Below are 25,369 nucleotides of genomic sequence, written 5' to 3'. Positions count from 1 at the left end.
GGCCCGCGCCGACCCGCGGCCGCGGCGAGCCGCGGCGCCGCTCCGGCAAGATCACCATCGCCCAGGCGCTCGGCGACGGGGAAGAGCGCGTGCGCAGCCTCGCCGCCTACCGCCGCGCGCGCGAAAAGCAAAAACTGCGCGAGGCTTCGCCGGCCGAGGCGCAAAGGATCGTCCGCGACGTCGTCATTCCCGAAACCATCACCGTGCAGGAACTCGCCAACCGCATGGCCGAGCGCGGCGCCGCCGTGATCATGAAATTGATGAACATGGGCGTGATGGCGACCATCACCCAGTCGATCGACGGCGACACCGCCGAATTGATCGTGACCGAATTCGGCCACCGCCCCGTGCGTGTCAGCGCCGCCGACGTCGAAATCGGCCTCGGCGGCCAGGCGGACGAGGACGTCAATCTGAAGCCGCGCCCGCCGGTGGTCACGGTCATGGGCCACGTCGATCACGGCAAGACCTCGCTTCTCGACGCCATCCGCAAGACCGACGTCGCCGCCCACGAAGCCGGCGGCATCACCCAGCATATCGGCGCCTATCAGGTTACCGCCAAGGACGGGCGCAAGATCACCTTCATCGACACCCCCGGCCACGCCGCCTTCACCGAAATGCGCGCGCGCGGCGCCAAGGTCACCGACTTGGTGGTGCTGACGGTCGCCGCCGACGACGGCGTCATGCCGCAAACGGTCGAGGCGATTCGCCACGCCCGCGCCGCCCAGGTGCCGATCGTGATCGCCATCAACAAGATCGACAAGCACGACGCCAATCCGCAGCGCGTCCGCAACGAGTTGCTCCAGCACGAACTGGTGACGGAAGAACTCGGCGGCGACGTGCTCGCGGTCGAAGTGTCGGCCAAGACCGGCCAAAATCTCGACAAGCTCGAGGAAGCGATCCTGCTGCAGTCCGAAATCCTCGACCTCAAGGCCAACCCCGGTCGCGCCGCGCAGGGAGCCGTGATCGAGGCCAAAATGGAACGCGGGCGCGGCTCGGTCGCGACCGTGCTGGTGCAGAAGGGCACGCTCAAGCTCGGCGACGTATTCGTCGCCGGCTCGGAGTGGGGCCGGGTGCGCGCGCTGACCGACGCCAACGGCCGGGAACTCGAAACAGCCGGCCCCTCGATGCCGGTCGAAATCGTCGGCCTCAACGGCACGCCGGCGGCGGGCGACGAATTCGTCGTGGTCGAGGACGAAAACCGCGCCCGCCAGGTGTCGGAATTCCGCCAGGGCAAGGGCCGCGACGCCCGCGCCCAGGCGACCGCGCGCGGCACGTTGCAGCAGATGTTCGACCGCATCCAGGCCGGCGAGGCCAAGGAACTGCCGGTGGTGATCAAGGCCGACGCGCACGGCTCGGTCGAAGCCATCGTCGGCTCGATCGAAAAGCTGGCGACCGACGAAGTGAAGATCGTGGTGCTGCATTCGGGCGTCGGCGCCATCAACGAATCGGACGTGACGCTGGCGCGGGCGTCCAAGGCGCTGATCGTCGGTTTCAACGTCCGCGCCAATCCGCAGGCGCGCGAACTGGCGCGGCGCGACGGCATCGATATCCGCTACTACTCGATCATTTACGACCTGACCGACGACCTGAAAAAGGCGCTGTCGGGCCTGATGGCGCCCGAACTCAAGGAAAACATCCTCGGCTATGCCGAAATCCGCGAGGTGTTCACCATTTCCAAGGTCGGCAAGGTCGCCGGCTGCATGGTGACCGAAGGCCTGGTCCGGCGCGGCGCGCGGGTACGCCTCTTGCGCGACAACGTGGTGATCCACGAAGGCGAGCTGTCGCAGCTCAAGCGCTTCAAGGAAGACGCGCGCGAGGTCAAGGAAGGCTTCGAATGCGGCATGGCCTTCGCCAACACCCAAGACATCCGCAAGGGCGACCGGGTCGAGTGCTTCGAGGTCGAAAAGATCGCGCGCTCGCTGTAAGCGCGCGCTCCGGGAATACGTGCGGAGGCTTCATCCATGCGTGAGCGGGAACAACGTCCGCCGTCGCCGCGCCAGCTTCGCGTCGGCGAGGCGATCCGGCACGCGCTCGCCCATGCGCTCGAACGGGGCGAGGTGCACGATCCCGGCCTCGGCGGCTATTCGGCGACGGTGACCGAGGTACGCGTCAGTCCCGATCTGCGCCACGCGACCGCCTACGTGGTGCCGTTCGGGCTGCGGGAGAAGGGCGCGCCGGACATGCGCGCGGTGGTCGCCGCGCTCAACCGGGCGGCGCCGTTCCTGCGCCACCGGGTGGCGGAAGCGGTCCGCACCAAATTCGCGCCCGAAATCATCTTTCGGCCCGACGATTCGTTCGACGAGGCCGAACGCATCGGCCGGCTGTTCGCCGATCCGCGGGTCGCGCGCGATGTCGGCCGCGAACTCCCAAGCGCCCCGACAGGAACGCGTCCTATGGCGCGCGCGGGGATTCGCCCGCGCGCTTCGCGCGGGCGGAAGAAAAAGAACGATGGGGCGTAGGCGCAAGGGCAAGCCGATCACCGGCTGGCTCGTGATCGACAAGCCAGCCGGCATGTCGTCGGCGCATGCGGTCGCGGTGGTGCGGCGCCTGACCGGCGCCGCCCGCGTCGGCCACGGCGGCACGCTCGATCCGCTCGCGACCGGCGTTCTGCCGATCGCGCTCGGCGAGGCGACCAAGACCGTCGCCTACGCCATGAACGGCGCCAAGCTCTACCGCTTTACCGTCCGCTTCGGCGAGGCGCGTTCGACCGACGACGCCGAAGGCGAGGCGACGGCGACCAGCCCGCATCGCCCGGACCGGGCGGCGATCGAGGCGGCGCTACCCAAATTCGTCGGCGAGATCGAGCAAGTGCCGCCGTCCTATTCCGCCCTCAAGGTCGAGGGGCGGCGGGCCTACGCGATCGCGCGCGACGGCGGCGCGCCCGCGCTCGCGCCCCGGCGGGTGACGGTCGAGGCCTTCCGGCTTGTGGAGGAACCCGATCCCTCCCGGCCCGATCCCGCCCAATCCGGATTGGACCGGGCGACGTTCGAGGTCCGCTCCGGTAAGGGGGTCTACATGCGGGCTTTGGCCCGCGACCTGGCTCGCGCCTTGGGAACGCTCGGATACGTCGAAAATCTGCGCCGTTTGGCGGTCGGGCCGTTCACGGAAAAGGACGCGATTTCCCTGGATTGCCTGGCCGATCTTGTGCATAGTGCGCGCCTCGCCGAGGCCTTGCATCCGCCTGCGACCGTGCTGGACGACATCCCGGCTCTGGCCCTGACGGAGATCGAGGCGCGGCGGCTTCGCCAGGGCCAGCCCATCGCGGCGTTGCCCGTGGCCAGCCGATCCCCGAAGGCGGAATTCGTTCCCGGCGCGCCGGTGCGCGCCATGGCGGGCGGGCGGCTGGTGGCGCTGGCGGAGGTGCGGGGCGGCGAGATTCGCCCCTTGCGCGTGATCAACGACTGAACCCGTGAAGGACAACATTTAGGAGAACCCCGATGTCGATTAGCGCCGAGCGCAAGCAGGAGCTCGTCAAGAAATTCGCGCCCAAGAGGGGCGACACCGGCTCGCCCGAGGTTCAGGTCGCGCTCTTGAGCGAGCGCATCACCAACCTCACCGAGCACCTCAAGACCCACCCGCACGACACCCACTCCCGGCGCGGCCTGACGCTCATGGTCAGCCAGCGTCGCCGGCAGTTGGACTACCTGAAGCGCGTCGAACCCGCGCGCTATGACCGCCTGATTGAAGGACTTGGCCTGCGCAAGTGAACGCGCGCGTGCCCGATTGCCCGAGATGAATCCGATTCCGGTCCCGAGCTTGATACCGCCTCCTGCCTATCGGTGGGGGTGTGGTCGTTTGGGCCGACAACCCTTTCCCCAGCCGAAGAGAGAAAGAAAGAGAGACAAAGATGTTCAAGGAATTCCGCAAGGAGATCGAGTGGGGCGGCCGTAAGCTCGTCCTCGAAACCGGCAAGATCGCGCGCCAAGCCGACGGCGCGGTGCTCGTGACCTACGGCGAAACCAAGGTGCTCTGCACCGCGGTCGCCGAGAAGACCCAGCGCCCCGGAATCGATTTCTTCCCGCTTACGGTCAACTATCAGGAAAAGGCGTTCGCCGCCGGCAAGATCCCGGGCGGCTTCTTCAAGCGCGAAGGCCGCCCGAGCGAAAACGAAGTTCTGGTGTCGCGCCTGATCGACCGCCCGATCCGGCCGCTGTTCGTCGACGGCTACCGCAACGAAACCCAGGTCATCGCCACCGTGCTGTCGCACGATCTGGAGAACGACCCCGACATCGTCGCTATGATCGGCGCCTCGGCGGCGCTGACCATTTCCGGTCTGCCGTTCCTGGGTCCGATCGGCGCGGTCCGGGTCGGCTACATCAACGGCCAATACGTGCTCAACCCGCAGATCGACGAAATGTCGACCAGCCAGCTCGATCTGGTCGTCGCCGGCACCACCGAGGGCGTGCTGATGGTCGAATCGGAGGCGAGCGAACTTTCCGAAGACATCATGCTCGGCGCGGTCATGTTCGGGCATCGCTCGTTCCAGCCGGTGATCCAGGCGATCGTCGAGTTGGCCGAAGCCTGCGCCAAGGAACCGATCGCGCTCGCGGAGCCGCCCAAGGGCGTGGACGCGATCGTCGCGCGCGTCCGCGCGCTCGCCGAAAGCCCCTTGCGCGAGGCTTATCGCGAGGTCGTCAAGCAAACCCGCTACGGCAAGATCGACGCGGTGAGATCGGACGTGATGGCCAAGCTCGCCGCCGAAGCGTCCTTGGATGCGACGCTGGTGCCGACGGTCGGGCCCGAGGCGTTCAAGAATCTCGAATCCGACATCGTCCGCACCGACATTCTCAAGACCGGCAAGCGCATCGACGGCCGCGACACCAAGACCGTGCGGCCGATCGCGGCCGAAATCGGCCTGTTGCCGCGCGCCCACGGCAGCGCCCTTTTCACCCGCGGCGAAACCCAGGCGTTGGCGGTCGCCACCCTGGGCACCGGCCAGGACGAACAGATCATCGACGCGCTCGAGGGCGAATACCGCGAGCGTTTCATGCTGCACTACAACTTCCCGCCGTTCTCGGTCGGCGAAACCGGCCGGCTCGGCTCGCCCGGCCGGCGCGAGGTCGGGCACGGCAAGCTCGCGTGGCGCGCGATCCATCCGGTGCTGCCGAAGCCCGAGGCCTTTCCCTACACCATCCGCGTCGTGTCCGAGGTGACCGAATCGAACGGCTCGTCCTCGATGGCGACCGTGTGCGGCTCCTCGCTCGCGCTGATGGACGCGGGCGTGCCGATGCCGCGGCCGGTCGCCGGCATCGCCATGGGCCTGATCAAGGAAGGGGGCGACTTCGCCGTGCTGTCCGACATTCTCGGCGACGAGGACCACTTGGGCGACATGGACTTCAAGGTCGCCGGCACCGAAACGGGCATCACCTCGTTGCAGATGGACATCAAGATCACCTCGATCACCGAGGAGATCATGAAGATCGCGCTGGCCCAGGCGCGCGACGGGCGTCTCCACATCCTCAAGGAGATGGGCAACGCCATTTCGGCTCCGCGCGAGGGCGTTTCCAAGAACGCGCCGCGCATCACCGTCATCCACATCAACAAGGACAAGATCCGCGATATCATCGGCCCGGGCGGCAAGGTGATCCGCGAGATCTGCGAAGTCACCGGCGCCAAGATCGACGTCGAGGACGACGGCACGGTCAAGGTCGCGGCGGTCGACGAAAAGGCGAGCCAGGCGGCGGTCGACTGGATCCGCAACATCGTCGCCGAACCCGAAGTCGGCGCGATCTACACCGGAAAGGTGGTCAAGACCATGGACTTCGGAGCGTTCGTCAACTTCCTCGGCGCGCGCGACGGCTTGGTCCACATCAGCGAACTGGCCGCCGGCCGGGTCGGCAAGACCACCGACGTGGTCAACGTCGGCGACATGGTCAAGGTCAAGCTGATCGGCATCGACGATCGCGGCAAGGTCAAGCTCTCAATGCGCGTCGTCGAACAGCAGACCGGCGAGGACATCTCCGACAAGGTGCCGAGCAAGTCGGCACGCGGCGCACCGTCCAACTGAGATCGGGCCGCGCTAGCGGGGGGAAAAGGGATCGAGCGCGTGAACCGCAAAAACAGCTATACGCGCGACGACCTGATCGAGTGCGGCCACGGCCGGCTGTTTGGTCCGGGCAACGCGCAACTGCCGCTGCCGCCGATGCTGATGTTCGACCGGATCGTGCGGATCAGCGAAGAAGGCGGTCCGCACGGCAAGGGCGAGGTCCTGGCCGAACTCGACATCCGGCCCGATCTCTGGTTCTTCGGCTGTCATTTCGAAGGCGATCCGGTCATGCCCGGCTGCCTCGGGCTGGATGCGCTCTGGCAGCTGACCGGATTTTTCCTGGGCTGGAGCGGCTCGCCCGGTCGCGGCCGGGCGCTCGGGGTGGACGAGGTCAAGTTTACCGGCCAGGTACTGCCCAAGGTCCGCCGGGTGTCGTATCATGTCTATCCGAGGCAAATCCGGCGCGGCCGGCTCGTGCTCGGCATCGCCGACGGCACCGTCGCCGCCGACGGCGAAACGATCTACGACGCCAAGGGATTGCGCGTCGGCTTGTTCACGGGCGAAGGCTGATCCGGCCTAAGTTCGCGCTGGCGGAGGGATCATGCGGCGGGTCGTCGTTACCGGTTTGGGCGTCGTTTCGAGCATCGGCAACAACCAGGACGAGGTTGCCGCCTCCCTGCGCGCGGGTCGTTCCGGCATCGTCTTCGCGCCCGAATACAAGGAGATGGGCTTTCGAAGCCACGTCCACGGCTCGCTCAAGATCGATCTCGCGGCGAAGGTCGACCGGCGCTGGCGCCGCTTCATGGGCGACGGCGCGGCGTACAACTTCGTCGCCATGCAGGACGCCATCGCCGATTCCGGCCTGGAGCCGAAGGACGTGTCCAACGAGCGTTCCGGCCTGATCATGGGTTCGGGCGGGCCGTCGACGTCGAACCAGGTCGAGGCCGCCGACATCGCCCGCGCCAAGGGCCCGCGCAAGATCGGCCCGTTCATGGTGCCGCGCGCCATGTCGAGCACCAATTCGGCGACGCTCGCGACCGCATTCGGAATCAAGGGCGTCAACTATTCCATCAGCTCGGCCTGCTCGACCAGCGCGCACTGCATCGGCAACGGCGCCGAGCTGATCCAGCTCGGCAAGCAAGACATCGTGTTCGCCGGCGGCGGCGAGGAACTGCACTGGACCCTTTCGGTGCTGTTCGACGCCATGCCGGCGCTGTCGTCCGGCTACAACGACACGCCGGAAAGGGCGTCGCGCGCGTTCGACGCCAAGCGCGACGGGTTCGTGATTTCCGGCGGCGGCGGCGTGCTGGTGCTGGAGGAGTTGGAGCACGCCAAGGCGCGCGGCGCCAAGATTTACGCCGAGGTGGCGGGCTACGGCGCGACCTCCGACGGCTTCGACATGGTCCAGCCCTCGGGCGAAGGGGCGGTCCGCTGCATGAAGATGGCGATGAAGGACCTGAAGCAGCCGGTCGACTACATCAACACCCACGGCACCTCGACCCCGATCGGCGACGTCAAGGAACTGCAGGCGATCCGCGAGGTGTTCCGCGACCGCAACTATATCCCCGCCTTCAATTCGACCAAGTCGCTGACCGGGCACGCCCTCGGCGCGGCCGGGGTGCACGAGGCGATCTACAGCCTCCTGATGATGCGTCACGGCTTCTTGTGCGCCTCCGCCAACATCGAGGACCTGGAGCCCGAGGCCGAGGGCATGCCGATCGTGCGCGCGCTTCAGGAAAATGTCCCGCTCAACTGCGTGATCTCCAACAGCTTCGGCTTCGGCGGCACCAACGCCACCCTCGCCTTCACCCGCTACGACGGATGAGGGCGACGTGCCGGGTCGGGAACAAGGATCGCCGCCCGGGAACGGGGTAAAGAAAGCAAACGAGGAAACGGCCATGTCCGGAATCGAACGAATCCTTCCCACCGAAATCGGCGCCGCCGCGGCGCTGATGGCCGGCAAGCGCGGCCTGATCATGGGCGTCGCCAACGATCATTCGATCGCCTGGGGGATCGCCTGCACGCTTCGCCGCCACGGCGCCCGCCTCGCCTTCACCTATCAGAACGAAACGCTCGAAAAGCGGGTCCGGCCGCTGGCCGAAGCCGTGGACGCGAGCGTGATCGTGCCCTGCCAGGCGGAAAGCGACGCCAGCCTCGATTCCGCCTTCGCAACGATCGGGCGCGAGTGGGGCAGCCTCGATTTCGTGGTCCACGCCATCGCCTATTCGAACAAGGAAGAATTGAAGGGCCGCTACCTCGACACCACGCGGGAGAATTTCCTCACCACCCTCGATATCTCCTGCTACTCGTTCACGGCGGTCGCGCGCCGCGCCGCCGCCCTGATGCCGAAGGGGGGCAGCCTGGTGACGCTCTCGTTCCTCGGCGCCGAGCGGGTGGTCCCCAACTACAACGTCATGGGGGTCGCCAAGGCGGCGCTGGAAGCGAGCGTGCGTTACTTGGCTTCCGATCTCGGGCCCCAGGGGGTGCGGGTCAACGCCATTTCGGCGGGACCGGTGAGGACACTTGCCGGCAGCGCCATCGCCGGGGCCCGCGAAATATTTCGTTTCGCCCAGGCGAACTCGCCGTTACGCCGTCCGGTGGCGCTCGAGGACTTGGGCGGCGCGGCCCTTTATCTGCTTTCGGATTTGTCGGCGAGCGTCACCGGGGAGGTCCATCACGTCGATTCGGGCTACCACGCCATCGCCATGCCCCAGCCCGGCAACAACTCCGGCAACGCCTCCGGCGACAAATCGTAGGCGCCCGGGACGCCGAATTTCCCCGCTATTTCCGAAGCTTGGCCCGCGCGCCGGCGCGCGACGCGGGCACGGTAAGACTCTCTCAATTTTTTGCCGTTTTTAACAACGTTGGTAGTTGTGATATGGGGCAATTCCCCGAAACTCATTGCCGACGAGAGACGGTTGCGGCCATGGGAACATCTCCGATCGCTCCGAACGGCCCTGCGATCCCCGAATCGCGCCTGATGCGCCGCGCGCTGGAGTGGACGGCATGAGGCGCGGCGATACCAAACATTCCCATACCGTTCATTGTTCGAGTCTTTTTCGCGACCGGGTCCTGGCGCTGGCTCGCAAGCGCAACGTCAACGCCGCCGACCTCGCCCGCTCGGTCATGCTCCTGCTCTCCCCCGAAACGATCGCCGGGGTCCCAGATCCGGGCGAGCCGCCGCCGGGGGACCGCGAAACGGTCATTCTCCGCTCGGGTCCGTCCAAGGGCCGGCCTTGGCGGCGGAAGCCCCGGCTTCAGGTCCGGCTGCCCAAGGGTTCGGACGCAAAAACCGCCCGCCGGGCCTTGGCCGTTGCGCTCGCCCTCGACGCGGGCGATAACCGGATCGAGCTTCGCCCGGCGGGCGAAATCGGCGCCGCGGAACTGAAGCGCGAGGTGGAACGCTTGGTTCGGGTGATCGCCGACCTCTCGCCCGCGGTGCTGCCGGGGGGCGTGCGTACCGCCGCCGAGGCGCTCCATGTGCTCGGCTTCCCGCCCGAAGCCGATCCGGATTATTCCCAAATTCGTTCCAGGTTCCGTACGCTTGCCGCCATCCACCATCCCGACAGCGGCACCGGCGACCACCGGCGAATGGCTCAGCTCAACCAGGCGGTAGAAATATTGCGTCGCCGGGACTATTGAACCAAGCCCATTCCCGGCCGGAATCCTGGATCGATTCGGCCCCGCATCGAAAGGAAATCTCCATGCGCCTGAAGGACAAAGTGGCCCTGGTGACCGGGGCGGCCTCCGGTTTCGGCGAAGGGATCGCCCGGCGCTTCGCCGAAGAAGGCGCCAGCGTGCTGATCGCCGACATCGCCGAGGACAAGGGCCGGGACGTGACCGCCTCGATCCCGCGCGCTCGCTTCCACGCCGCCGACGTTTCCCGCGCCGACCACGTCCGGGCGATGGTTCAGGCGGCGCTGGAGGCCTTCGGCGGCCTCGACATCCTGGTCAACAACGCCGGCGCGACCCATCGCAACCAGTCCCTGCTGGAGGTGGACGAGGCGACCTTCGATCGCATCTACGCGGTCAACGTCAAAAGCATCTACCTCACGGCGCTCGCCTGCGTGCCGATCATGCGCCAGCAGGGCGGCGGCGCGATCCTCAATATGGCTTCCACCGCCGGGGGCCGGCCCCGGCCGGGGCTCACCTGGTACAACGGCACCAAGGGGGCGGCGATCACGCTGACCCGCTCCATGGCGGTCGAGCTCGCGCCCGAGCGCATCCGGGTCAACGCCATCAATCCGGTGATCGGCGAAACCGGACTGACGGCGGCGTTCATGGGCGGCGACAGCCCGGAATTGCGGAAAAAATTCGTCGCCTCGATCCCCTTGGGGCGCATGAGCCGCCCCCTTGACGTCGCCAACGCCGCCCTGTTCTTGTGCTCGGCCGAAGCCGAGTTTCTGACCGGGGTCTGCCTCGACGTGGACGGCGGTCGAAGCGTCTGAACCGAACCGCAACGCCTGAAGGGGAGATCCGCCGTGGCCAAACCGAAACTGTTCGTCCTCAACAAGCTGCCCGAGGCCGTCGAGGCGCGGCTTTCGCGCGATTACGACGCCCGGCTCAACGCCGACGACAAGACCTATTCGCCCTCCGAAATCGTTGCCGGCGCCAAGGGCATGGACGGGATCGTCACCAGCCCGACCACGGCGGTCCGCGCCGACGTGATCGAAAAGCTGGACAAGAGCGTCCGCGTCATCGCCACCTTCTCGGTCGGGTTCGACCACGTCGATCTGCAGGCGGCCAAGGCGCGCGGCATCGTCGTCACCAACACGCCCGAGGTGCTGACCGACGCCACCGCCGATCTTGCCATGCTGCTGCTGCTGGCGGGCGCGCGCCGCGCCTACGAAGGCCAGAAGATCCTGCGCGAAGGCCGCTGGATCGGCTGGCGGCCGACCCAGCTGATCGGCGTCGGCGCGCAGGGAAAGCGCCTCGGCATCTACGGCATGGGCCGCATCGGCCAGGCGGTCGCGCGCCGCGCCAAGCCGTTCGGCTTCGAGCTGCACTACCACGACCAGGCGCCCCTGCCGGCCGACAAGACCGAAGGCGCGAAGTATCACGCCAACGTCGAGGAGATGCTGCCCTTCTGCGACTACCTCACCATCCATTGCCCGTTGACGCCGGAAACGCGCAAGTTCCTGAACGCGGCCCGGATCGCCAAACTGCCCAAGGGCGCGGTCATCGTGAACACCGCGCGCGGGCCGGTGATCGACGACGACGCCCTGATCGCGGCGCTGAAGTCGGGCCATGTGGCGGCCGCCGGGCTCGACGTGTTCGACGGCGAGCCCAAGATCCATCCCGGCTATCTCGGCCTCGACAACGCCTACCTGCTGCCGCATCTCGGCAGCGCCACGCTCGATACCCGCAATGCCATGGGCTTCCGCGCCCTCGACAACCTGGATGCGTTCTTCAAGGGCCAAGCCCCGCGCGACCGGGTGGCGTGAAAAGGTGGCCGATGACAATCCGGGACTATTTCGCCGAATTATATGTCGCCGGGTTGTTCGCCGACGCGCAATGGAATGTTTACTTTCCCCACCGCGATAAAGGCTTCGATTTCATTGTCTCTAAATCCGATGGCCGAGGTGGCTATATTCTCAGGCCGGTTCAGGTCAAGGGCAAATTCCCAACCAAGACAAAGCGTGAGTGGAACTATTACGGCTATGTCGGACGTCTTTCACAGATTCATCCAGAGATGGTTCTGGCGATACCATTCTTTCCGACAGAACAATCGAGCGCACCCGTATGTACCGCGTTTATCCCACGTTCGTTGATCCGACAACATAAGCGTGGTTACAAGTGTCAACCAGCATCATACAAATCTGACCTACCAGTGCCTCGGCGGGATTACAGAAGGTTTTTCGATTCCAACGGATTGAAATTGTTGGAATCCGCGTCATGGAAGGACAGTACGACCGGAGATGACCGTTGACCGGCTATACGACAATGCCTTAGTCTGGCGTCCGTGAAGGTCGTCGCCACCCGGCGCTATGAGCGCCAAGCGCGCAAACTGCTGACGGCCGAGGAACGGGCGCTCGCCGAGGTGGAAATCGCGTCCGCTCCCGAGGCGTGGCCGGTCATTCCCGGCACCGGCGGCGCGCGGAAAGCGCGAGCGCGGCGCGGCGGCAAGGGCAAAAGCGGCGGCGCCCGGATCATTTATTTCGTCACGACGACGCGCGGTTTGCTGATCCTGCTCTATGTGTATGCCAAGGCCGAAAAGGAGGACTTGTCCGATGCCGAGAAAAAAGATCTCCGCGAAATCGTCAAGGCGATCCAGGCGGAAGGGTAGTGTCCTTGGGCGCGCCCTCATCGCCTCGGCGAAGGAAGCCTTGGCCCATGTTCGTGGCGAAATCGAATTGCTGTCCTACGAAATCCTGGTGCCGTCGGAGATCGAGGCCGCCCGCATCCGCCGCCGCCTGGGTTTGAGCCAGGCGGCGTTCGCGCGCGCCTTCGGCCTCGACGTGGCGGCGGTGCAGGCCTGGGAACAGGGCCGCCGCCGTCCCGACCGCGCCGCCCGCATCCTGCTCGCGGTCATCGCCAAGGACCCCATGGCCGTGCGCCGCGCGCTGGCGGCTTGAGGCAATTGCATATTCTCATAGCTAAGAATATTTCAAGAAAGAAGTAGCATCGGCTGTGCCGATATAGAGAGTGTGATAAACTTATTTTTAAGCCGACAAAGCAGGGGCAGTCCAAAATGGTAGTAATGCATTATTTGGCCTCGCCGGACAAAGGTCTCGATAAACTAAAGCATATCGAGTTGACAGACTTTTCTACGAAGTTCGATCACACGAATTTAAAACCGACGAGTGGCAAGAACGATATTTCGCGCCTCTGTAAAGAGGCCGTGGAATACGGCTTTGCCGCGGTTTGTGTTGCGCCGCGATGGGTCGCCTACGCAGCGAAACGACTATCTGGCAAAACTGCAAACGCTGTACGAATTTGCACTGTTGTGGGCTTCCCACATGGGAATACAACAACAGAAGACAAAAAACTTGAAGCGGTTCATGCGATCGAGAATGGTGCGTCCGAAATCGATATGGTGATTTCGATTGGCGATCTCAGAGACGGAAACAAAAAAATCGTAGAGTACGATATCGCCACCGTTGTCGAGGCCGTCCACGACCGCAGTGGTATCGTCAAGGTCATTTTGGAGACCGCGTTTCTGGAAGACCGTGAGATCACTTTGGGATGCAAGCTCTCTGTCCAAGCCGGCGCGGATTACGTAAAAACCAGCACGGGATTCGGTCCTAAAGGAGCGGATGCCAGAATAGTTCGTCTCATGCGCCAAACGGTGGGCGATGCCGTCGGCGTGAAGGCCGCAGGGGGTATTCGGACGCTCGCCGATGTCCGGTCGATGCTTGATGCGGGCGCATCGCGAATTGGTTGTTCGTCATCGCCGGAGATCGTTAGGGAGTTTATTGAAACACTGCCTCGGTAAAGTGGGGAGCTTCAAATGAGCGAATGTCAATTAGCCGAACGTCAGTTCAAGTTGGCGTGGGAGCATTTTAAATTTCACGCGGAACAACGCACTAAAATGTTTAATTTCTTTTTATTAGCTGTGGCTCTATTGCTTAATGCGTTTTCTTCAATTCTAGACCCTAAGAGTGCCCCATATAACAATTATGCTTTTATAGTGCTGAGCATAGGAGGATTTTTGTCGACCATGTTTTTTGCTCTCGACATACGTAATACTCAACTCATTAAGCATAGCGAAGATTTGCTACGAAAAATTGAGAATAACCTCTATCCAGCTTCCGAGTGGAAGGAAAGTATCGATGGGAAAACGGTTAGACTGGGTTTGCTATCAAGAGAAGAAGTTCTCGGAACATATATAAAGAACAACATTAAAGAAAATCTATTCTGGATCTGGATTAATGTTGACAACATAAAACATAAACTTTCGATACGTCTTATCGTAATAGTTTCGATGCTCGCTTTCTGGGTCACGGCTATAGTGATGACCTGCGGAAAACCGTTATGGTTTTGGGTCAATATAGTGCTTTTTCTGATCTGCTCAGGTTGGACTATATGGGCGATGTTGAGTCCAGCGCGCGATCTGAAACGAGAGCAGGAAGCATGGGGAAAAGCTGTCCAAGACGCAGAGGCAGCCAAATTTGAAACCAGAAAAACCGAATCCGCTATGGCCAAGGCCACAGTCGAAGCCGAGGGGAGATAAACATTGGGCCGACTAACCTAAGCTCCCATCAAATTGAACAGAAGTGTTTACGCCTATTCCATTTTTCTCCAGATTCTACCCATTCTTTTTGCGATCCCCCCAAAACGCAACCGCCCGGAAGTCGCCTTCCGGGCGGTTTTTTGTCGGGCGGTTGGCCGGGTTAGCGGCGCTCGCCGAACAGCTGGATCAGCATCACGAAGATGTTGATGAAGTCGAGGTAGAGCTTGAGGGCGCCCAAGATGGCCTTCTTGCTCGAAACCTCGGTGCTGTCGCTTTCCAGGTAGATCGACTTGATCTCCTGGGTGTCGTAGGCGGTGAGGCCGATGAACACCAGCACGCCGACGACCGAGACCACGAAGTGCAGCGCCGAGCTGGCGAGGAACAGGTTGACGACGGCGGCGATCAGCACGCCGATCAGGCCCATGAACAGGAACGAGCCGAAGCGCGACAGGTCGCGCTTGGTGGTGTAGCCGTAGAGGCTCATGCCCGCGAACGTGCCGGCGGTGATGAAGAAGACGCGCGCGATGCTCGCCCCGGTGAAGACGAGGAAGATGTTGGCGAGCGAGAGGCCCATGAGCGCCGAATAGACCCAGAACATGGTCTGGGCGGTCTGGGCCTGCATCGCGTGGATGCGGGCGGCGAGGAAGAAAACCATGCCGATCGGCGCGAGCATCACGATCCAGGCGAGGATCGTCGGCGAAAGCTGGCCGGCCGGGCCTTGCGCGTAGAGCAGGTTCATGACCGCGGGCGAATTGCCGGCGGCGTAGGCGACCATGCCGGTCAGCGTCAGGCCCGAGGCCATGTAGTTGTAGACCTTGAGCATGTGCTGGCGCAGGCCGACGTCGACGTGCGCGAGTTCGGCCTCCGTCCGGGACATGTATTCGGAACGGGCGTCGAAACGTTTATCGGTGTCGCGGGCCATGGATTCGATCTCTCCTTCAGAGGTCCTCCCTCGGCTTCGCGGGTGGATACATAAGCGAAACCGTTGGACTTGGAAGTAAATATGGGCCAAGCCGGGAAAAATGCAACAGGGCTATGATCTTGAACAAAAAGGGGATTTTCAGGATATAGCCGGGGGTAGGGGCTTGTTCGGGCGCCTCGCCCCCCTGGTTCGGCTTATATATAACCCCACGAAACCTTCGCCGGACGCCCAAGGAATTTGACCGTTGCCGGACCCCGTCGTCTTCAAGGCCGCCCACACCGCCGCCGACCATTGGGCGCACGCCGCCAAGGCGTGCGTCGATGCGCTCCTGCCGTTGCCCGCCGGCGCGAACCTCGGCTTCGTCTACGCCACCGATCGCCTGGCCGAGGATTTCAGCAGCATCCTCGCCTATCTGCGCCAGAAAACCGGGATCGAGCATTGGGTCGGCAGCGTCGGCATCGGCATTTGCGGCAACGACACCGAATATTTCGATCGCCCCGGGCTCGCGGTTCTGGTCGGCGTGCTGCCGGCCGGTTCCTTCCGCATGTTCCCGTCGATCACCAAGGGCCCCGACGAGCTCGCCGACGACATTCGCGCCTGGATGAAGCAGGCGCCGTCAGCGTTCGGCATCGTCCACGCCGACCCCGAAAACGCGGAAACGCCCCGGCTGCTCGAATCGCTCGCCGACGCGGGCGCGGGGTTCCTGGTCGGCGGGCTCGCGTCCTCGCGCGGGGCGCTTTACCAGATCGCCGGCCGGGTTACGGGCGGCGGCGTGTCCGGAGTGCTATTCGCGCCGGGAATCGCGGTCGCCACCGGCCAGAGCCAAGGCTGCGCGCCGGCCGGGCCGATGCACACGGTGACCGACGCGGTCGAAAACGTGATCGTCACCCTCGACGGCCAAAAGCCGATCGAGGTGCTGAAGGCGGACCTCGGTATCGCCGACGCGCGCGCGCTCCAGGAACTCAGCGGCACCGTCCATGCCGCGTTCCCGGTGGCGGGCTCCGATACCGGCGATTACACGGTGCGCACGTTGGTCGGCGCCGATCCGGTGCGCGGCTGGCTCGCGGTCGGGGGCGCGGTGGCGGCGGGCGATCGGATCATGTTCGTCCGGCGCGACCCGAAAAGCGCCGAATCGGACCTTGCGCGCATGGCCGATGATCTGAAACGCCGCACGGGCGGCCGACCGAAGGCCGGGATTTACATCAGTTGCATCGCCCGCGGCGTCGCCATGTTCGGCCGCGAAGGCCGCGAGCTGGATTTGATCCGCGCGCGGCTCGGCGATTTTCCGCTGGTCGGGTTCTACGCCGGGGGCGAGATTTCCAACGCCCGGCTTTACGGCTATACCGGGGTCCTCGCGCTCTTTCTCTGATCGGCCTTCACGGCTCTTCCCATGCGCCTGTTCGTCGCCCTGCCGTTGCCCGAGGACGCCCGCGCGCGCCTCGCCGCCCTGCAGAGCGGCGTGCCCGGCGCGCGCTGGGTCGATCGCGACAATCTCCATGTGACGCTCCGCTTCGTCGGCGAAACCGATCGCCACGGTGCCGAGGAACTGGACGCCGGACTCGGGTCGATCCGCGCGCCCGCCTTCGGCCTGACGTTGGCTGGCGTCGGGTTCTTCGACCGGGGTCGCTATGCCCACACCCTGTGGGCGGGGGTGGAGAAGCCCGAACCGGTCGCTTTCCTGCGCGACAAGATCGAATCGGTCGTCGTGCGCGCCGGCCTCGAACCGGAACGGCGCAAGTTTTCGGCGCACGTGACGCTGGCGCGTCTTGATGACGTGCCGAGCGTCCGGCTCGGGCCCTACATCGAAACGCGCCACGGCTTTTCCGCCGGGCCCTATCCGATGACCCGGTTCACCCTGTTCGAAAGCCGTCGCGGCGGCGACGGGGTCCACTACGAACCGCTCGCCGAATATCCGTTGTCGGGAATTACTTGAGGGGCGCGTTGATCGCCCAGTCGTAGGCGTGATCGTCGACGCGCGCGATCCCGGCCAACCGGGCCTTCAAGTCGGGCGCGGCGTAGCGGGCGAGGTGCGCGATCACGGCCATGTCGGAACCGTCGCCGAAGTCGTCGCGAAACCAGACGTAGATGGAAGACACCCGCAACCGGCGGCCGTCGTCGATACGGACCCCGCGCGGGTGGTTGACGAACGCACCCGCCGCGCGCTCCAGCAAGTCCTCGGCGTTGGCGGCGGTGAAGGCGCGGGGTTGCAGGTCGGGGCAGCCGACGGCGGCGCAGTTGAGCGCGTAATGGATGCGGGCGTCCTTCCAGATCGGGCGCAGGATGCGGTGCTCGATGTCGTCGAGGCTCAAGGGCTCGTTCTCGACGGCGACGAGCTTCTTGCCCCAGGGGCCGACGCTGAACAGGCCGGGCGAGATGGAAATCTCGCGGATGCTCGCGACCGGCCAACGCTCGAGCACCGTGCGCACCGTGAGCGCATTGTAGAGATTGATCCAGAACGCCCGCTGTTCGTCGCGGGCGAGGGCGGAAACCGGCGTCGCGGCCAGGCGCTCGACATAGGCGTCGAGTCGGCGGCGATCCTCCGCCGTAACGGCGGCGTAATCGAACCTGCGGCTGCCGTCGGCGGCGGCGTTATTGTAACGCGCGAGCAGAGTATCCCAGTCGGAATGATCGACGCTCCGAGTTGACGTCGGATCGTGCGCCGTCCAGCGCGGCCACAATTCCGCGCGCGGCGCCGCCGCGGCGGTCGCGGCCAGCGCGAGGACGGCGACGAATGCCGCCAATCCGGTCGTAATTCGCATGAACGGAATCCTGCCGAGGGCGCGCCCGCGACGCCAATCACTTCGCCGCGACGACGAACAATCGTCGGAACGGAAACAGCGTGACCCCGTCGGCGCGCCGGGGATAGGCGCGGGCGAGCCGGGCGCCGTAATCGGCGAGAAAGCCGTCCCGTTCCGCGGGCGCGAGCCGGGCGAGCATGGGGCGCAGCGCCGCGCCCTTCATCCACTCCAGCACCGCGTTTTCGCCCGCGAGCGCGTGGTGATAGACGGTCTCCCACACCTCGACCGCGCGGCAGAGCGGCGCGAGCCAGCCGTAGTAGTCGGCGGCGCCGTGATCCGGATAGCGCGGCAGTGCCGCGCGCGCCTTGTCCCGCCACGGGCCGGCGTCCGCGCTTTCGGCCATCAGCACATGCGACGTCTGATGGTTTACATGCGGCATCTGGGCAGCGAAGACCCCGCCCGGCGCGAGACGCGAAACCAGGCCCGGGAACAGCCGGGCGTGGTCGGAAAGCCAATGCAGCGCGGCGTTGGAAACGATGACGCCGGCGGGCGCGTCGGGAACGAAATGGGCGATGTCGGCGCAAACGAATTCGATGCCCGGGTGCTTGTCCCGCGCTTCGGCCAGCATCGTGTCGGACGAATCGACCCCCACCACGCGCGCCTCGGGCCAGCGGCGGCGGAGCAAAACCGTCACGGTGCCGGGGCCGCAACCGAGGTCGTAAACCGTATCGGGGGATTCGGCGGCGATCCGCGCCAGCAGATCGAGGGCGGGGCGCAGGCGCTCGCCGCCGAATTTCAGGTACTGGGCGGGGTCCCAGGCGCTCAGGGGGCACCGGGCGCGGTCAATGGTCGCGGCCGACGGAAGTTCGGATCATCCAGAAGTCGAACAGCACCGCGGCGGCGAACACCGTCAGGCCGATCGGATACATGAGGGGATCGGCGCTTTTCGCCGCGGCGAACAGCCCGGCGAAGCCGATCAGAGTGGCGACAATACCGGCGATCCAGGTTCCCATGACAATTCTCCTCAAGATAACGGCGATTAGGTTAGCAAGCCGGACGGGTCGCCGTCGATGTCAACTCTCGGGCAGGGGCAGCGTCAATTCGAAGGTCGTACCCTGGGGCCCGGTTTCGAAAAGCGTCAGGTCGCCGCCGTGGGCGTGAGCGATGTCGCGGGCGATGGGCAGCCCGAGCCCGGTGCCCTCGCGGCGGCCCGAGCCGACGAAGGGCTGGAACAGCCGCTCGCGCGCGCCCGGATCGAATCCCCGGCCGTCGTCGGCGATCCGGATTCGCGCCAAGCCCCCGTCCGCGACGGCGGACACGCGAACGTTGCGCGCGCCGGCCTGGAATGCGTTGAGGATCAGGTTGGCGAGCGCGCGGCGCAACTGTTCGCGGTCGGCGACGACGGCGAAACCGGCTTCGGCCTCGGTCGTGACCCGCGCCGAATCGAATTTTCCGGTCAACTCCGAGGCCACGTCCTCGACCAGCGCGCCGACCAGCACCGCTTCGATCTTCAACGCGGGCCGGCTGTCGGAAACGAAATTGAGCGTCCGGCTGCACAGGCTGACCGCGCGCTGCATGGCGTCGTAAAGGCGCGGCGCCACCTTGCGCACCTCGGGATCGTCGCTGTCGGCGAGACGGTCGGAGACGAGCATCGCGGTCGCCAGCGTGTTGCGGAGATCGTGATTGACCTTGGCGACGGCGGCGCCGAGCGTCGCGAGCCGGGTCTTCTGACGCAACGCCGCGCGCAGATCCGCCTGCATGGTCGCCAATTCCCGGCTGGCGATGCCGATTTCGTCGCTGCGCGTCGGCTCCGCCGGATGGGGAACCGGGCCTTCGGGATCGGCGCGGAAGGCGACCATGTCCTCGGTGATCCGGCGCATCGGCCGCACCAGCAGCCATTGCAGGCTGAGATAAACCAGCACGGCCGCGAACAGCGAAATGGCGATGGAAAGGGTGAGGATGCGCCACGAAAACGCCAGCATGGCGGCGCGCAGCGGTCCCTCGTCGAGCACGATTTCGATCAGCGCGTCCGGCGCGCCCTCGGGGTGGCCGATGACGCGCAGCACCCGCTTGCCGTCGCCCCAGAGCGCCTCGAGCGCCTCGCCGATCCATCGGACGAACATGCGCTGGCGCAGATCGACGACCAGATCGATGCCCGGCGGCATGTCGTCCATCACCATCAGCGAACGATGCCCGTCGCGCGTCAATCCGATGCCGTGCAGCCCGGTATTGAGCAGCAGCTGCTGGCCGAGCGCGCGCAATGGCGCGTCGTCGGGCAGCGCGGCATAGGCGATGGTGGCGAGATAGGCGCGGGTGATGCGCTCCTCAAGCCAGGTCTTGCGGAAATTGGAAATCGACGGCGCCCAGATCAGCACTTCCGCCACCATCACGAACACGACGGTGAGTCCGAGCAAGCGGACCGACAACCCGAATCGGGCGCGCGGGCGGATCGTCATGCTAATGCATGCCTATCGGCATGACGCGCGCTCATCCCAATCGCGCGAGCAGGCGCACGATCGCCTTGGTACGGTCGCCGAAAAGCGTCGGCGTGTAATAGCTGCCGGCGGCGCGCTTCGACGCTTCGCCGAGCGTCGGATAGGGCGCGACGACCGAGGCCATGGCCCCGATCCGAAGACCGTTGGCGATCGCCAGCGTCCATGGCTGGATCAATTCGCCCGCGTGGGCGGCCGCGATGCCGGCGCCGAGAATCCTGCCGCGCCGCCCGATCACGGCCTTGACCAGTCCCTCGGTCGCGCCCTCGGCCTGGGCGCGGTCGTTGTCGTGCATCGACCAACGCAAAATCCGGACTCCGTCGTGCCGGGCCATGGCCTCGGCTTCGGTGAGGCCGACCTGAGCCAGTTCGGGGTCGGTATAGGTGACGCGCGGGATGGCGGCGCGGTCGGCGCGCGCCGGGAGCCGGAACAGGATGTTGCGCAGCACGATGCCGGCGTGAAAACCGGCGACGTGGGTAAACTGCAATCCGCCGGCGGCGTCGCCGATGGCGAACACGCGCCGGTTGGTGGTGCGGAGCCGGGCGTCGACGACGATGCCCTTGGGTTCGACCGAAACGCCGGCGAGGTCCAACCCCAGATCCTTGACGTTGGGCCGGCGTCCGACCGCGACCAGAAGGTGCGTGCCTTCGACGCGGGTCGGGGTTTCGCCGCCGACGGCGACGGCGATGCCGTCCCCCCCGTTATGCGTCGTCCGCTCGACGCTCTCGGCGGGGGCTTTTTCGAACAGCTCGACGCCCTCGCGCGCCAATTGGCGGCGAACGACGTCGGCCAGTTCCGGGTCGTCGCGCCCGAGAATCGTCTGCATTTCGATCACCGCGACGCGCGCGCCGAGGCGGCGGAAGGCTTGCGCCAGCTCGATGCCGATCGGCCCGCCGCCGAGCACGATCAGGCGCTCGGGCACGGCGTCGAGATCGAACACCGATTCGTTGGTGAGATGCGGAACCCGGTCGAGGCCGGGGATCGGCGGAACCATCGGGCTCGACCCGGTGGCGACGACGAAGCGCCGCGCGCGGATTTCGACGTCGTCGGCCCGCACGCGATTAGGCCCGGTGAAGCGCGCGTGCGCCTTGATCACCTTGACGCCGAGGCCTTCGAACCGCTCGACCGAATCGGTCGGCGCGATGGCCGCGATCACGTCGTGGACGCGCTTGAACACCGCCGCTCCGTCGATCGCGAGGGGGCCGGCGCGCACGCCGAAACGCTCCGCGGCGCGCGCGACGTGGGCGGCATGCGCCGCCGCGATCAGCGATTTCGACGGCACGCAGCCGTAATTGAGACAGTCGCCGCCCATGCGCGCGCGCTCGATCAGAACGACCGAGGCGCCCATTTGCGACGCCCCGGCCGCGACCGACAAGCCGCCCGATCCGGCGCCGATCACGCACAGGTCCGGAGTCAGGATTTCGCTCATGTTCCACCGCCCATTGTGCCGCTCATCGACCTTTCGGCGCGTTTCGCCTGCCAGCGCTTGAACGCGACCGGGACGAGCGCAAGCGCCGCCAGCGCGATCAAGGCCGCGATCATGGTCGGGGTCAATATTTTTCCGGGATCGATGTCGCCGCCGGCCGCGACCACGCCGCCGAGGCCTTCGCCGATGACGCTGAAAACGACGGTGCCGGGCGCGATGCCGATCGCGGTGGCGACGGCAAACGTCGGCAAGCCGACGCCGAGAAACGCCGGGGCCAAATTGACCAGCCAAAAGGGAAACAACGGCACCAAGCGCAGCACCAACATATAGCTGAAGGCGTTGGCGCGGAATCCCGCCTCCATTTTCTTGAGGAACGGGCCGGCGCGCGCGCGGAGCGGCTCGCCCAGGCCGAACCGGGCGGCGAGAAAGACGGCGCAGGCGCCCACCGTTGCGGCGATGATGACGACGGCGGCGTTCGCCGCCGCGCCGAACAGCATCGCACCGGCCAGCGTCAGCACCAGCGCGCCCGGAATCGAGAACGCGACCATCGCCGCGTAGACCGCGCCGAACGCCGCCAGCGCGAACGCGCCGTGCGCCTCGACCCAGTTTTTCAGATCGGCAAAATGCGCGCCGAGGACTTTGAACGACACGTAGCGGTCGAGCCCGAGCAGGAAAAAGAGCGCAAGCCCGCCGAGCAAAGCGCCGATCGGCAGCAGCCGGGTCACCGAAAATTTGGGGGAAAACCGGGGCGGCGGGGAATCGGGCGGGACGGGCTGATCGGTCATCGGGCGGTCATCGGGGGCGGGGGGTCGGTCGCGGGTCGGCGCGGGGGCGCGGCGTCGGCGAAGTTTAAGGCGATTTATTCTTGGCAGACCAGACACGAACCGGCGAGGCGCGCGCAAAAGCCCGAAAAACGACAAAAGAAAGCCCTCTCCCGCGATAGCGGGAGAGGGAAGGACCCGGCCCGTCAGGGCCGGGAGGGTGAGGGTTTCGGTATTCTGGGCGTCTTGGTTGATTCGAGTGTTCGCAAAATGATTCCGACGACACCGTCGATGTTAGCAAGAATATCGTTGTTCCAAAGGCGCAATACGCGCCATCCCCGGGCGCGGAGCAGGGCCACACGCCGCCGGTCGGCCTCGTTGCCCGCGTGTTGTCCGCCATCGGCTTCGACCGCGAGGCGGCATTCGACGCAAGCAAAATCGAGAATGTAGGGATTAACCGGATGCTGGCGGCGGAATTTATAGCCGGCCAGCCGCCGCCCGCGCAAAATCGACCAAAGTCGGCGTTCGGCGTCGGTCATGGTCTTGCGAAGGACACGGGCGTTGCGATTGGGCATGGTCAAGACCCGGCTTTTCGCCTTCGATATCAACCGCCCCTTCCCGTGGTGCGGAGGATCAACCGAATAAAGGCGAATAGGCGATGAAAAAGATAATCGATCTCGTTTGAGCCACCCAGGCGTTCTTGATGGGTTTCGGTATGCCGAATATGAAAAGTGTTACCGATGTTCGTCAACGTTTTGGCTTCTTCTTCCAACAATTCTCGGAATTTCGGTGCGCTCGAATTTGCGGTTCGATCGAGAAGCGCCGCCGACTGAACGGCTTTATTTGCGCCCGGTTCAAGGCTTTTAATCCGTTCCCAGGCATCCCAAAGTTTTTCCAATGCCTCGCGGCGCACCGACTCATCGGGATCGAAAAACTTTGTCCGGGCGGTTTCGAGAATCTGGTTCAAGCCTAGGTCTTCCGTATGGAACACAGTTTGTCCGAGTGCTTCGCGCAAGACCGCCGGAGCCAGCCTTCGAACCATTCCACCATCCGTCAACTCGAAGGCCAATCCGTTGCGACGGAAGATGCGATTGATGACATCACCGAACTCCCTCTTGCCGGCGTCTTCGTCGAAGCTGAGGTGGTGATGCCGCGAGTACCCATGATATACACCCCGGATTGGTCTTCCGACCGCCCGCCAGCAGAACTCAATCATATCCATTATGACGAGAGACGAGGGTAGAACATCATCGTTCAAGATTGTCGACGGCATATCGGGCAGTTTGGGAATCTCGGCCCTCATCGCTTCCCAAAATGAACGCTGATTTGTTCCGCACGGGTCCGCTCCATCTGGACAAATCTCTGGGTACCGTGCGCCGAACGATCCATCATCGATGCACGTACGGATCAAAGCGGCAATGCCACTCCACGCGGTGGCCGTTACTTCATCCACGTTTCGTGGCGTTTCGCCGACCTCTCGCTCGCTGAAATACCGTGTGTCGCTCATTTTTGATAAATCACGGCTCAAGAATTAAGTTTATGCTCGCATTATACCCGGATCGGACAAATTGACGGCTAGGGGGTGGGAACGCTGCGGCGAGCCCTCACCCTCCCGGCCCATCGGGGCCGGGCCCCTCCCTCTCCCGCGAGCGGGAGAGGGGAGATAACGGAAAAAAGCCGGAAAAACGCTCGAAAAACCCGGCGGCCGCGTTGACTTGGGGTGGGCTCGGGCCGTATACCAGCGGCCTTCGATCCGCCCCTCGAGGAGCCCGTTCCCGTGAAACGCACCTACCAACCGAGCAAATTGATTCGCAAGCGGCGCCACGGCTTCCGCGCGCGCATGAAAACCGTCGGGGGCCGCAAGGTTCTCTCCGGCCGCCGGGCGAAGGGGCGCAAGCGCCTGTCCGCCTGAAGGGGCCGCGTGAAGCGCCCGCTTGACGAAAGGGATTTTCAATCGTGTCCGGCACGCTCGCGCGCTTGAAACGGCGGGCCGATTTTCTTTCGGTCGCGGCGGCGCGGAGGAAATGGGTCGCGCCCGGCCTGATCGTTCAGGCGCACCGGCGCGCCAACACCGGGTTGATTGCCGCCGCCGAAAAGGGTCGCGGCGGATCGCGGCCCGACCGATCATCATCGGCACGGGTCGGGTTTACGGTCAGCCGCAAGGTCGGTCCCGCGGTTGCGCGCAACCGCGCGCGGCGTCGGCTCAAGGCGGCGTTGGCCAGCCTCGGCACCCATTGCCTCGCGGGCGGCGTCGACGTGGTGGTGATCGGGCGGGTCGAAACCCTGAAACGACCCTTCGCCGACTTGGTCGGCGATCTGACGCAGGCGTTCAAGCGGCTCGGGGTGTGGCGGGAAGATTCGTCGGCTGACGAAATGGCACAGGCACGCAAATCATGACGGGGGCGCGGCACGTTTTCGACGCGGCGATCCGGCCGTTGGCGCTCGGCGCAATCGGCGCGTGGCGCTACGCGCTCGCACCGCTTGTGGCCGCCTTGATCGGCGCGCCGTCCGCGTGCCGTTTCGAGCCCGGCTGCTCGGCCTACGCCGAGGAGGCGATCCGGCGCCACGGGGCCTTACGCGGGGTCGGCTTGGCGCTGGCGCGGATCGCGCGCTGCCATCCCTGGGGCGGCTCCGGCCTCGATCCGGTTCCGGCCGCGCCCAACCATGATCGAGACAACGATCGGAAGGTGCGTTCGTGACTCCCGACAATCGCAACCTGCTGCTGGCCGTGGTGATGTCGATCCTGATCGTGATCGGCTTCGAATTCTATTTCACCAAGACCCGTCCACCCGCACCGGCGCCCACGCCATCGGCCGGCGCTCCCGCGAGCGGCGCTCCTTCCGCGACGGCGCCGTCGGCAAGCGCGCCCGG

At 65.3% G+C, this 25,369-nt stretch carries 29 protein-coding genes; 21 read left to right on the top strand and 8 right to left on the bottom strand.

Annotation, left to right across the window (positions count from 1 at the left end):
- The 15 genes from infB to FJ311_10385 form a co-directional block, all read left to right on the top strand.
- The coding region (gene infB / locus FJ311_10455) for a translation initiation factor IF-2 (protein MBM3951864.1) at positions 1-1,925 on the top strand (1,925 nt) is incomplete at its 5' end.
- 36 nt (positions 1,926-1,961) lie between these two features.
- Positions 1,962-2,459, top strand: coding sequence for a 30S ribosome-binding factor RbfA (gene rbfA / locus FJ311_10450; GenBank protein MBM3951863.1), 498 nt, complete (start codon positions 1,962-1,964; stop codon positions 2,457-2,459).
- The gene (gene truB, locus FJ311_10445) at positions 2,449-3,405 is read left to right on the top strand and encodes a tRNA pseudouridine(55) synthase TruB (protein MBM3951862.1); all 957 of its coding nucleotides are present in this window, start codon (positions 2,449-2,451) and stop codon (positions 3,403-3,405) included. The genes rbfA and truB overlap by 11 nt, the downstream gene beginning before the upstream one ends.
- Before the next feature lie 32 nt (positions 3,406-3,437).
- Positions 3,438-3,707 (top strand): 30S ribosomal protein S15, encoded by a 270-nt coding sequence (gene rpsO, locus FJ311_10440; protein ID MBM3951861.1) that lies wholly within the window; start codon positions 3,438-3,440, stop codon positions 3,705-3,707.
- 140 nt (positions 3,708-3,847) lie between these two features.
- Positions 3,848-6,007 carry a polyribonucleotide nucleotidyltransferase gene (gene pnp, locus FJ311_10435; GenBank protein ID MBM3951860.1) on the top strand — a complete coding sequence of 720 codons (2,160 nt, stop codon included), beginning with the start codon at positions 3,848-3,850 and terminating at the stop codon, positions 6,005-6,007.
- A gap of 39 nt (positions 6,008-6,046) precedes the next feature.
- Positions 6,047-6,556, top strand: a complete 510-nt coding sequence (gene fabA / locus FJ311_10430; GenBank protein ID MBM3951859.1) for a 3-hydroxyacyl-[acyl-carrier-protein] dehydratase FabA — start codon at positions 6,047-6,049, stop codon at positions 6,554-6,556.
- A 31-nt stretch (positions 6,557-6,587) separates the two neighbouring features.
- Positions 6,588-7,811, top strand: coding sequence for a beta-ketoacyl-ACP synthase I (gene fabB / locus FJ311_10425; protein MBM3951858.1), 1,224 nt, complete (start codon positions 6,588-6,590; stop codon positions 7,809-7,811).
- Positions 7,812-7,938: 127 nt separating this feature from the next.
- Positions 7,939-8,742 (top strand): SDR family oxidoreductase, encoded by an 804-nt coding sequence (locus tag FJ311_10420; protein MBM3951857.1) that lies wholly within the window; start codon positions 7,939-7,941, stop codon positions 8,740-8,742.
- Positions 8,743-8,992: 250 nt separating this feature from the next.
- The gene (locus FJ311_10415; GenBank protein MBM3951856.1) at positions 8,993-9,628 is read left to right on the top strand and encodes a J domain-containing protein; all 636 of its coding nucleotides are present in this window, start codon (positions 8,993-8,995) and stop codon (positions 9,626-9,628) included.
- A gap of 62 nt (positions 9,629-9,690) precedes the next feature.
- Positions 9,691-10,434: an SDR family oxidoreductase gene (locus FJ311_10410; GenBank protein ID MBM3951855.1), complete on the top strand. Its 744-nt coding sequence runs from the start codon at positions 9,691-9,693 to the stop codon at positions 10,432-10,434.
- 33 nt (positions 10,435-10,467) lie between these two features.
- Positions 10,468-11,430, top strand: coding sequence for a D-glycerate dehydrogenase (locus FJ311_10405; protein MBM3951854.1), 963 nt, complete (start codon positions 10,468-10,470; stop codon positions 11,428-11,430).
- A 491-nt stretch (positions 11,431-11,921) separates the two neighbouring features.
- The gene (locus tag FJ311_10400) at positions 11,922-12,272 is read left to right on the top strand and encodes a hypothetical protein (protein MBM3951853.1); all 351 of its coding nucleotides are present in this window, start codon (positions 11,922-11,924) and stop codon (positions 12,270-12,272) included.
- Positions 12,217-12,561, top strand: coding sequence for a helix-turn-helix domain-containing protein (locus tag FJ311_10395; GenBank protein ID MBM3951852.1), 345 nt, complete (start codon positions 12,217-12,219; stop codon positions 12,559-12,561). The genes FJ311_10400 and FJ311_10395 overlap by 56 nt, the downstream gene beginning before the upstream one ends.
- A 125-nt stretch (positions 12,562-12,686) precedes the next feature.
- Positions 12,687-13,421: a deoxyribose-phosphate aldolase gene (gene deoC, locus FJ311_10390; GenBank protein MBM3951851.1), complete on the top strand. Its 735-nt coding sequence runs from the start codon at positions 12,687-12,689 to the stop codon at positions 13,419-13,421.
- Positions 13,422-13,436: 15 nt separating this feature from the next.
- On the top strand, positions 13,437-14,159 hold the full coding sequence (locus FJ311_10385) for a hypothetical protein (GenBank protein ID MBM3951850.1): 723 nt from the start codon (positions 13,437-13,439) through the stop codon (positions 14,157-14,159).
- A 160-nt stretch (positions 14,160-14,319) separates the two neighbouring features.
- Here the strand turns inward: FJ311_10385 and FJ311_10380 are convergent, their stop codons facing one another.
- Positions 14,320-15,081, bottom strand: a complete 762-nt coding sequence (locus FJ311_10380; protein ID MBM3951849.1) for a Bax inhibitor-1/YccA family protein — start codon at positions 15,079-15,081, stop codon at positions 14,320-14,322.
- Between the two features lie 244 nt (positions 15,082-15,325).
- Between FJ311_10380 and FJ311_10375 the strand changes: the two genes are divergently transcribed.
- Both FJ311_10375 and thpR read left to right on the top strand, forming a co-directional pair.
- Positions 15,326-16,450: a histidine kinase gene (locus FJ311_10375; protein ID MBM3951848.1), complete on the top strand. Its 1,125-nt coding sequence runs from the start codon at positions 15,326-15,328 to the stop codon at positions 16,448-16,450.
- Between the two features lie 21 nt (positions 16,451-16,471).
- Positions 16,472-17,014 (top strand): RNA 2',3'-cyclic phosphodiesterase, encoded by a 543-nt coding sequence (thpR, locus tag FJ311_10370; protein ID MBM3951847.1) that lies wholly within the window; start codon positions 16,472-16,474, stop codon positions 17,012-17,014.
- On the opposite strand, the gene FJ311_10365 is transcribed toward thpR, so the two are convergent.
- The 7 genes from FJ311_10365 to FJ311_10335 all read right to left on the bottom strand — a co-directional run bounded on the left by FJ311_10365 (position 17,007) and on the right by FJ311_10335 (position 24,005).
- The gene (locus FJ311_10365) at positions 17,007-17,840 is read right to left on the bottom strand and encodes a DUF547 domain-containing protein (protein MBM3951846.1); all 834 of its coding nucleotides are present in this window, start codon (positions 17,838-17,840) and stop codon (positions 17,007-17,009) included. The genes thpR and FJ311_10365 overlap by 8 nt on opposite strands.
- Before the next feature lie 37 nt (positions 17,841-17,877).
- Positions 17,878-18,645 (bottom strand): methyltransferase domain-containing protein, encoded by a 768-nt coding sequence (locus tag FJ311_10360; protein ID MBM3951845.1) that lies wholly within the window; start codon positions 18,643-18,645, stop codon positions 17,878-17,880.
- Between the two features lie 247 nt (positions 18,646-18,892).
- On the bottom strand, positions 18,893-20,275 hold the full coding sequence (locus FJ311_10355; protein MBM3951844.1) for a HAMP domain-containing histidine kinase: 1,383 nt from the start codon (positions 20,273-20,275) through the stop codon (positions 18,893-18,895).
- Between the two features lie 31 nt (positions 20,276-20,306).
- Positions 20,307-21,740 carry a dihydrolipoamide dehydrogenase gene (locus FJ311_10350; protein ID MBM3951843.1) on the bottom strand — a complete coding sequence of 478 codons (1,434 nt, stop codon included), beginning with the start codon at positions 21,738-21,740 and terminating at the stop codon, positions 20,307-20,309.
- Positions 21,737-22,522 (bottom strand): TVP38/TMEM64 family protein, encoded by a 786-nt coding sequence (locus FJ311_10345; GenBank protein MBM3951842.1) that lies wholly within the window; start codon positions 22,520-22,522, stop codon positions 21,737-21,739. Before FJ311_10345 ends, FJ311_10350 begins: the two co-directional genes overlap by 4 nt.
- A 182-nt stretch (positions 22,523-22,704) precedes the next feature.
- Positions 22,705-23,073, bottom strand: coding sequence for an endonuclease domain-containing protein (locus tag FJ311_10340; GenBank protein MBM3951841.1), 369 nt, complete (start codon positions 23,071-23,073; stop codon positions 22,705-22,707).
- 29 nt (positions 23,074-23,102) lie between these two features.
- Positions 23,103-24,005 carry a hypothetical protein gene (locus FJ311_10335; protein MBM3951840.1) on the bottom strand — a complete coding sequence of 301 codons (903 nt, stop codon included), beginning with the start codon at positions 24,003-24,005 and terminating at the stop codon, positions 23,103-23,105.
- Between the two features lie 270 nt (positions 24,006-24,275).
- Here FJ311_10335 and FJ311_10330 point away from each other — a divergent pair, with 270 nt between their 5' ends.
- The 4 genes from FJ311_10330 to FJ311_10315 all read left to right on the top strand — a co-directional run.
- Positions 24,276-24,410 carry a 50S ribosomal protein L34 gene (locus tag FJ311_10330; protein MBM3951839.1) on the top strand — a complete coding sequence of 45 codons (135 nt, stop codon included), beginning with the start codon at positions 24,276-24,278 and terminating at the stop codon, positions 24,408-24,410.
- A 44-nt stretch (positions 24,411-24,454) separates the two neighbouring features.
- Positions 24,455-24,895, top strand: a complete 441-nt coding sequence (rnpA, locus tag FJ311_10325) for a ribonuclease P protein component (protein MBM3951838.1) — start codon at positions 24,455-24,457, stop codon at positions 24,893-24,895.
- The gene (yidD, locus tag FJ311_10320) at positions 24,892-25,197 is read left to right on the top strand and encodes a membrane protein insertion efficiency factor YidD (GenBank protein MBM3951837.1); all 306 of its coding nucleotides are present in this window, start codon (positions 24,892-24,894) and stop codon (positions 25,195-25,197) included. The genes rnpA and yidD overlap by 4 nt, the downstream gene beginning before the upstream one ends.
- On the top strand, positions 25,194-25,369 hold a 176-nt coding region (locus FJ311_10315), incomplete at its 3' end, for a protein translocase component YidC (protein ID MBM3951836.1). The genes yidD and FJ311_10315, both read left to right, overlap by 4 nt.

The organism is Rhodospirillales bacterium (genome assembly GCA_016872535.1).
Lineage (GTDB): Bacteria > Pseudomonadota > Alphaproteobacteria > Rhodospirillales > 2-12-FULL-67-15 > 2-12-FULL-67-15.
The sequence above is the reverse complement of the archived record's forward strand: the minus strand, read 5'-3'. Positions and strand labels throughout refer to the sequence as shown.

Coding starts and splice junctions, on each gene's coding strand:
- truB (MBM3951862.1), top strand. CDS start 2,449: ATGGGGCGTAGGCGCAAGGGCAAGCCGATCACCGGCTGGCTCGTGATC.
- deoC (MBM3951851.1), top strand. CDS start 12,687: ATGCATTATTTGGCCTCGCCGGACAAAGGTCTCGATAAACTAAAGCAT.
- FJ311_10420 (MBM3951857.1), top strand. CDS start 7,939: ATGGCCGGCAAGCGCGGCCTGATCATGGGCGTCGCCAACGATCATTCG.
- FJ311_10335 (MBM3951840.1), bottom strand. CDS start 24,005: ATGAGCGACACACGGTATTTCAGCGAGCGAGAGGTCGGCGAAACGCCA.
- FJ311_10385 (MBM3951850.1), top strand. CDS start 13,437: ATGAGCGAATGTCAATTAGCCGAACGTCAGTTCAAGTTGGCGTGGGAG.
- FJ311_10380 (MBM3951849.1), bottom strand. CDS start 15,081: ATGGCCCGCGACACCGATAAACGTTTCGACGCCCGTTCCGAATACATG.
- FJ311_10410 (MBM3951855.1), top strand. CDS start 9,691: ATGCGCCTGAAGGACAAAGTGGCCCTGGTGACCGGGGCGGCCTCCGGT.
- FJ311_10345 (MBM3951842.1), bottom strand. CDS start 22,522: ATGACCGATCAGCCCGTCCCGCCCGATTCCCCGCCGCCCCGGTTTTCC.
- FJ311_10340 (MBM3951841.1), bottom strand. CDS start 23,073: ATGCCCAATCGCAACGCCCGTGTCCTTCGCAAGACCATGACCGACGCC.
- thpR (MBM3951847.1), top strand. CDS start 16,472: ATGCGCCTGTTCGTCGCCCTGCCGTTGCCCGAGGACGCCCGCGCGCGC.
- pnp (MBM3951860.1), top strand. CDS start 3,848: ATGTTCAAGGAATTCCGCAAGGAGATCGAGTGGGGCGGCCGTAAGCTC.
- FJ311_10365 (MBM3951846.1), bottom strand. CDS start 17,840: ATGCGAATTACGACCGGATTGGCGGCATTCGTCGCCGTCCTCGCGCTG.
- FJ311_10355 (MBM3951844.1), bottom strand. CDS start 20,275: ATGACGATCCGCCCGCGCGCCCGATTCGGGTTGTCGGTCCGCTTGCTC.
- FJ311_10415 (MBM3951856.1), top strand. CDS start 8,993: ATGAGGCGCGGCGATACCAAACATTCCCATACCGTTCATTGTTCGAGT.
- FJ311_10395 (MBM3951852.1), top strand. CDS start 12,217: ATGCCGAGAAAAAAGATCTCCGCGAAATCGTCAAGGCGATCCAGGCGG.
- fabB (MBM3951858.1), top strand. CDS start 6,588: ATGCGGCGGGTCGTCGTTACCGGTTTGGGCGTCGTTTCGAGCATCGGC.
- rpsO (MBM3951861.1), top strand. CDS start 3,438: ATGTCGATTAGCGCCGAGCGCAAGCAGGAGCTCGTCAAGAAATTCGCG.
- FJ311_10350 (MBM3951843.1), bottom strand. CDS start 21,740: ATGAGCGAAATCCTGACTCCGGACCTGTGCGTGATCGGCGCCGGATCG.
- rbfA (MBM3951863.1), top strand. CDS start 1,962: ATGCGTGAGCGGGAACAACGTCCGCCGTCGCCGCGCCAGCTTCGCGTC.
- yidD (MBM3951837.1), top strand. CDS start 24,892: ATGACGGGGGCGCGGCACGTTTTCGACGCGGCGATCCGGCCGTTGGCG.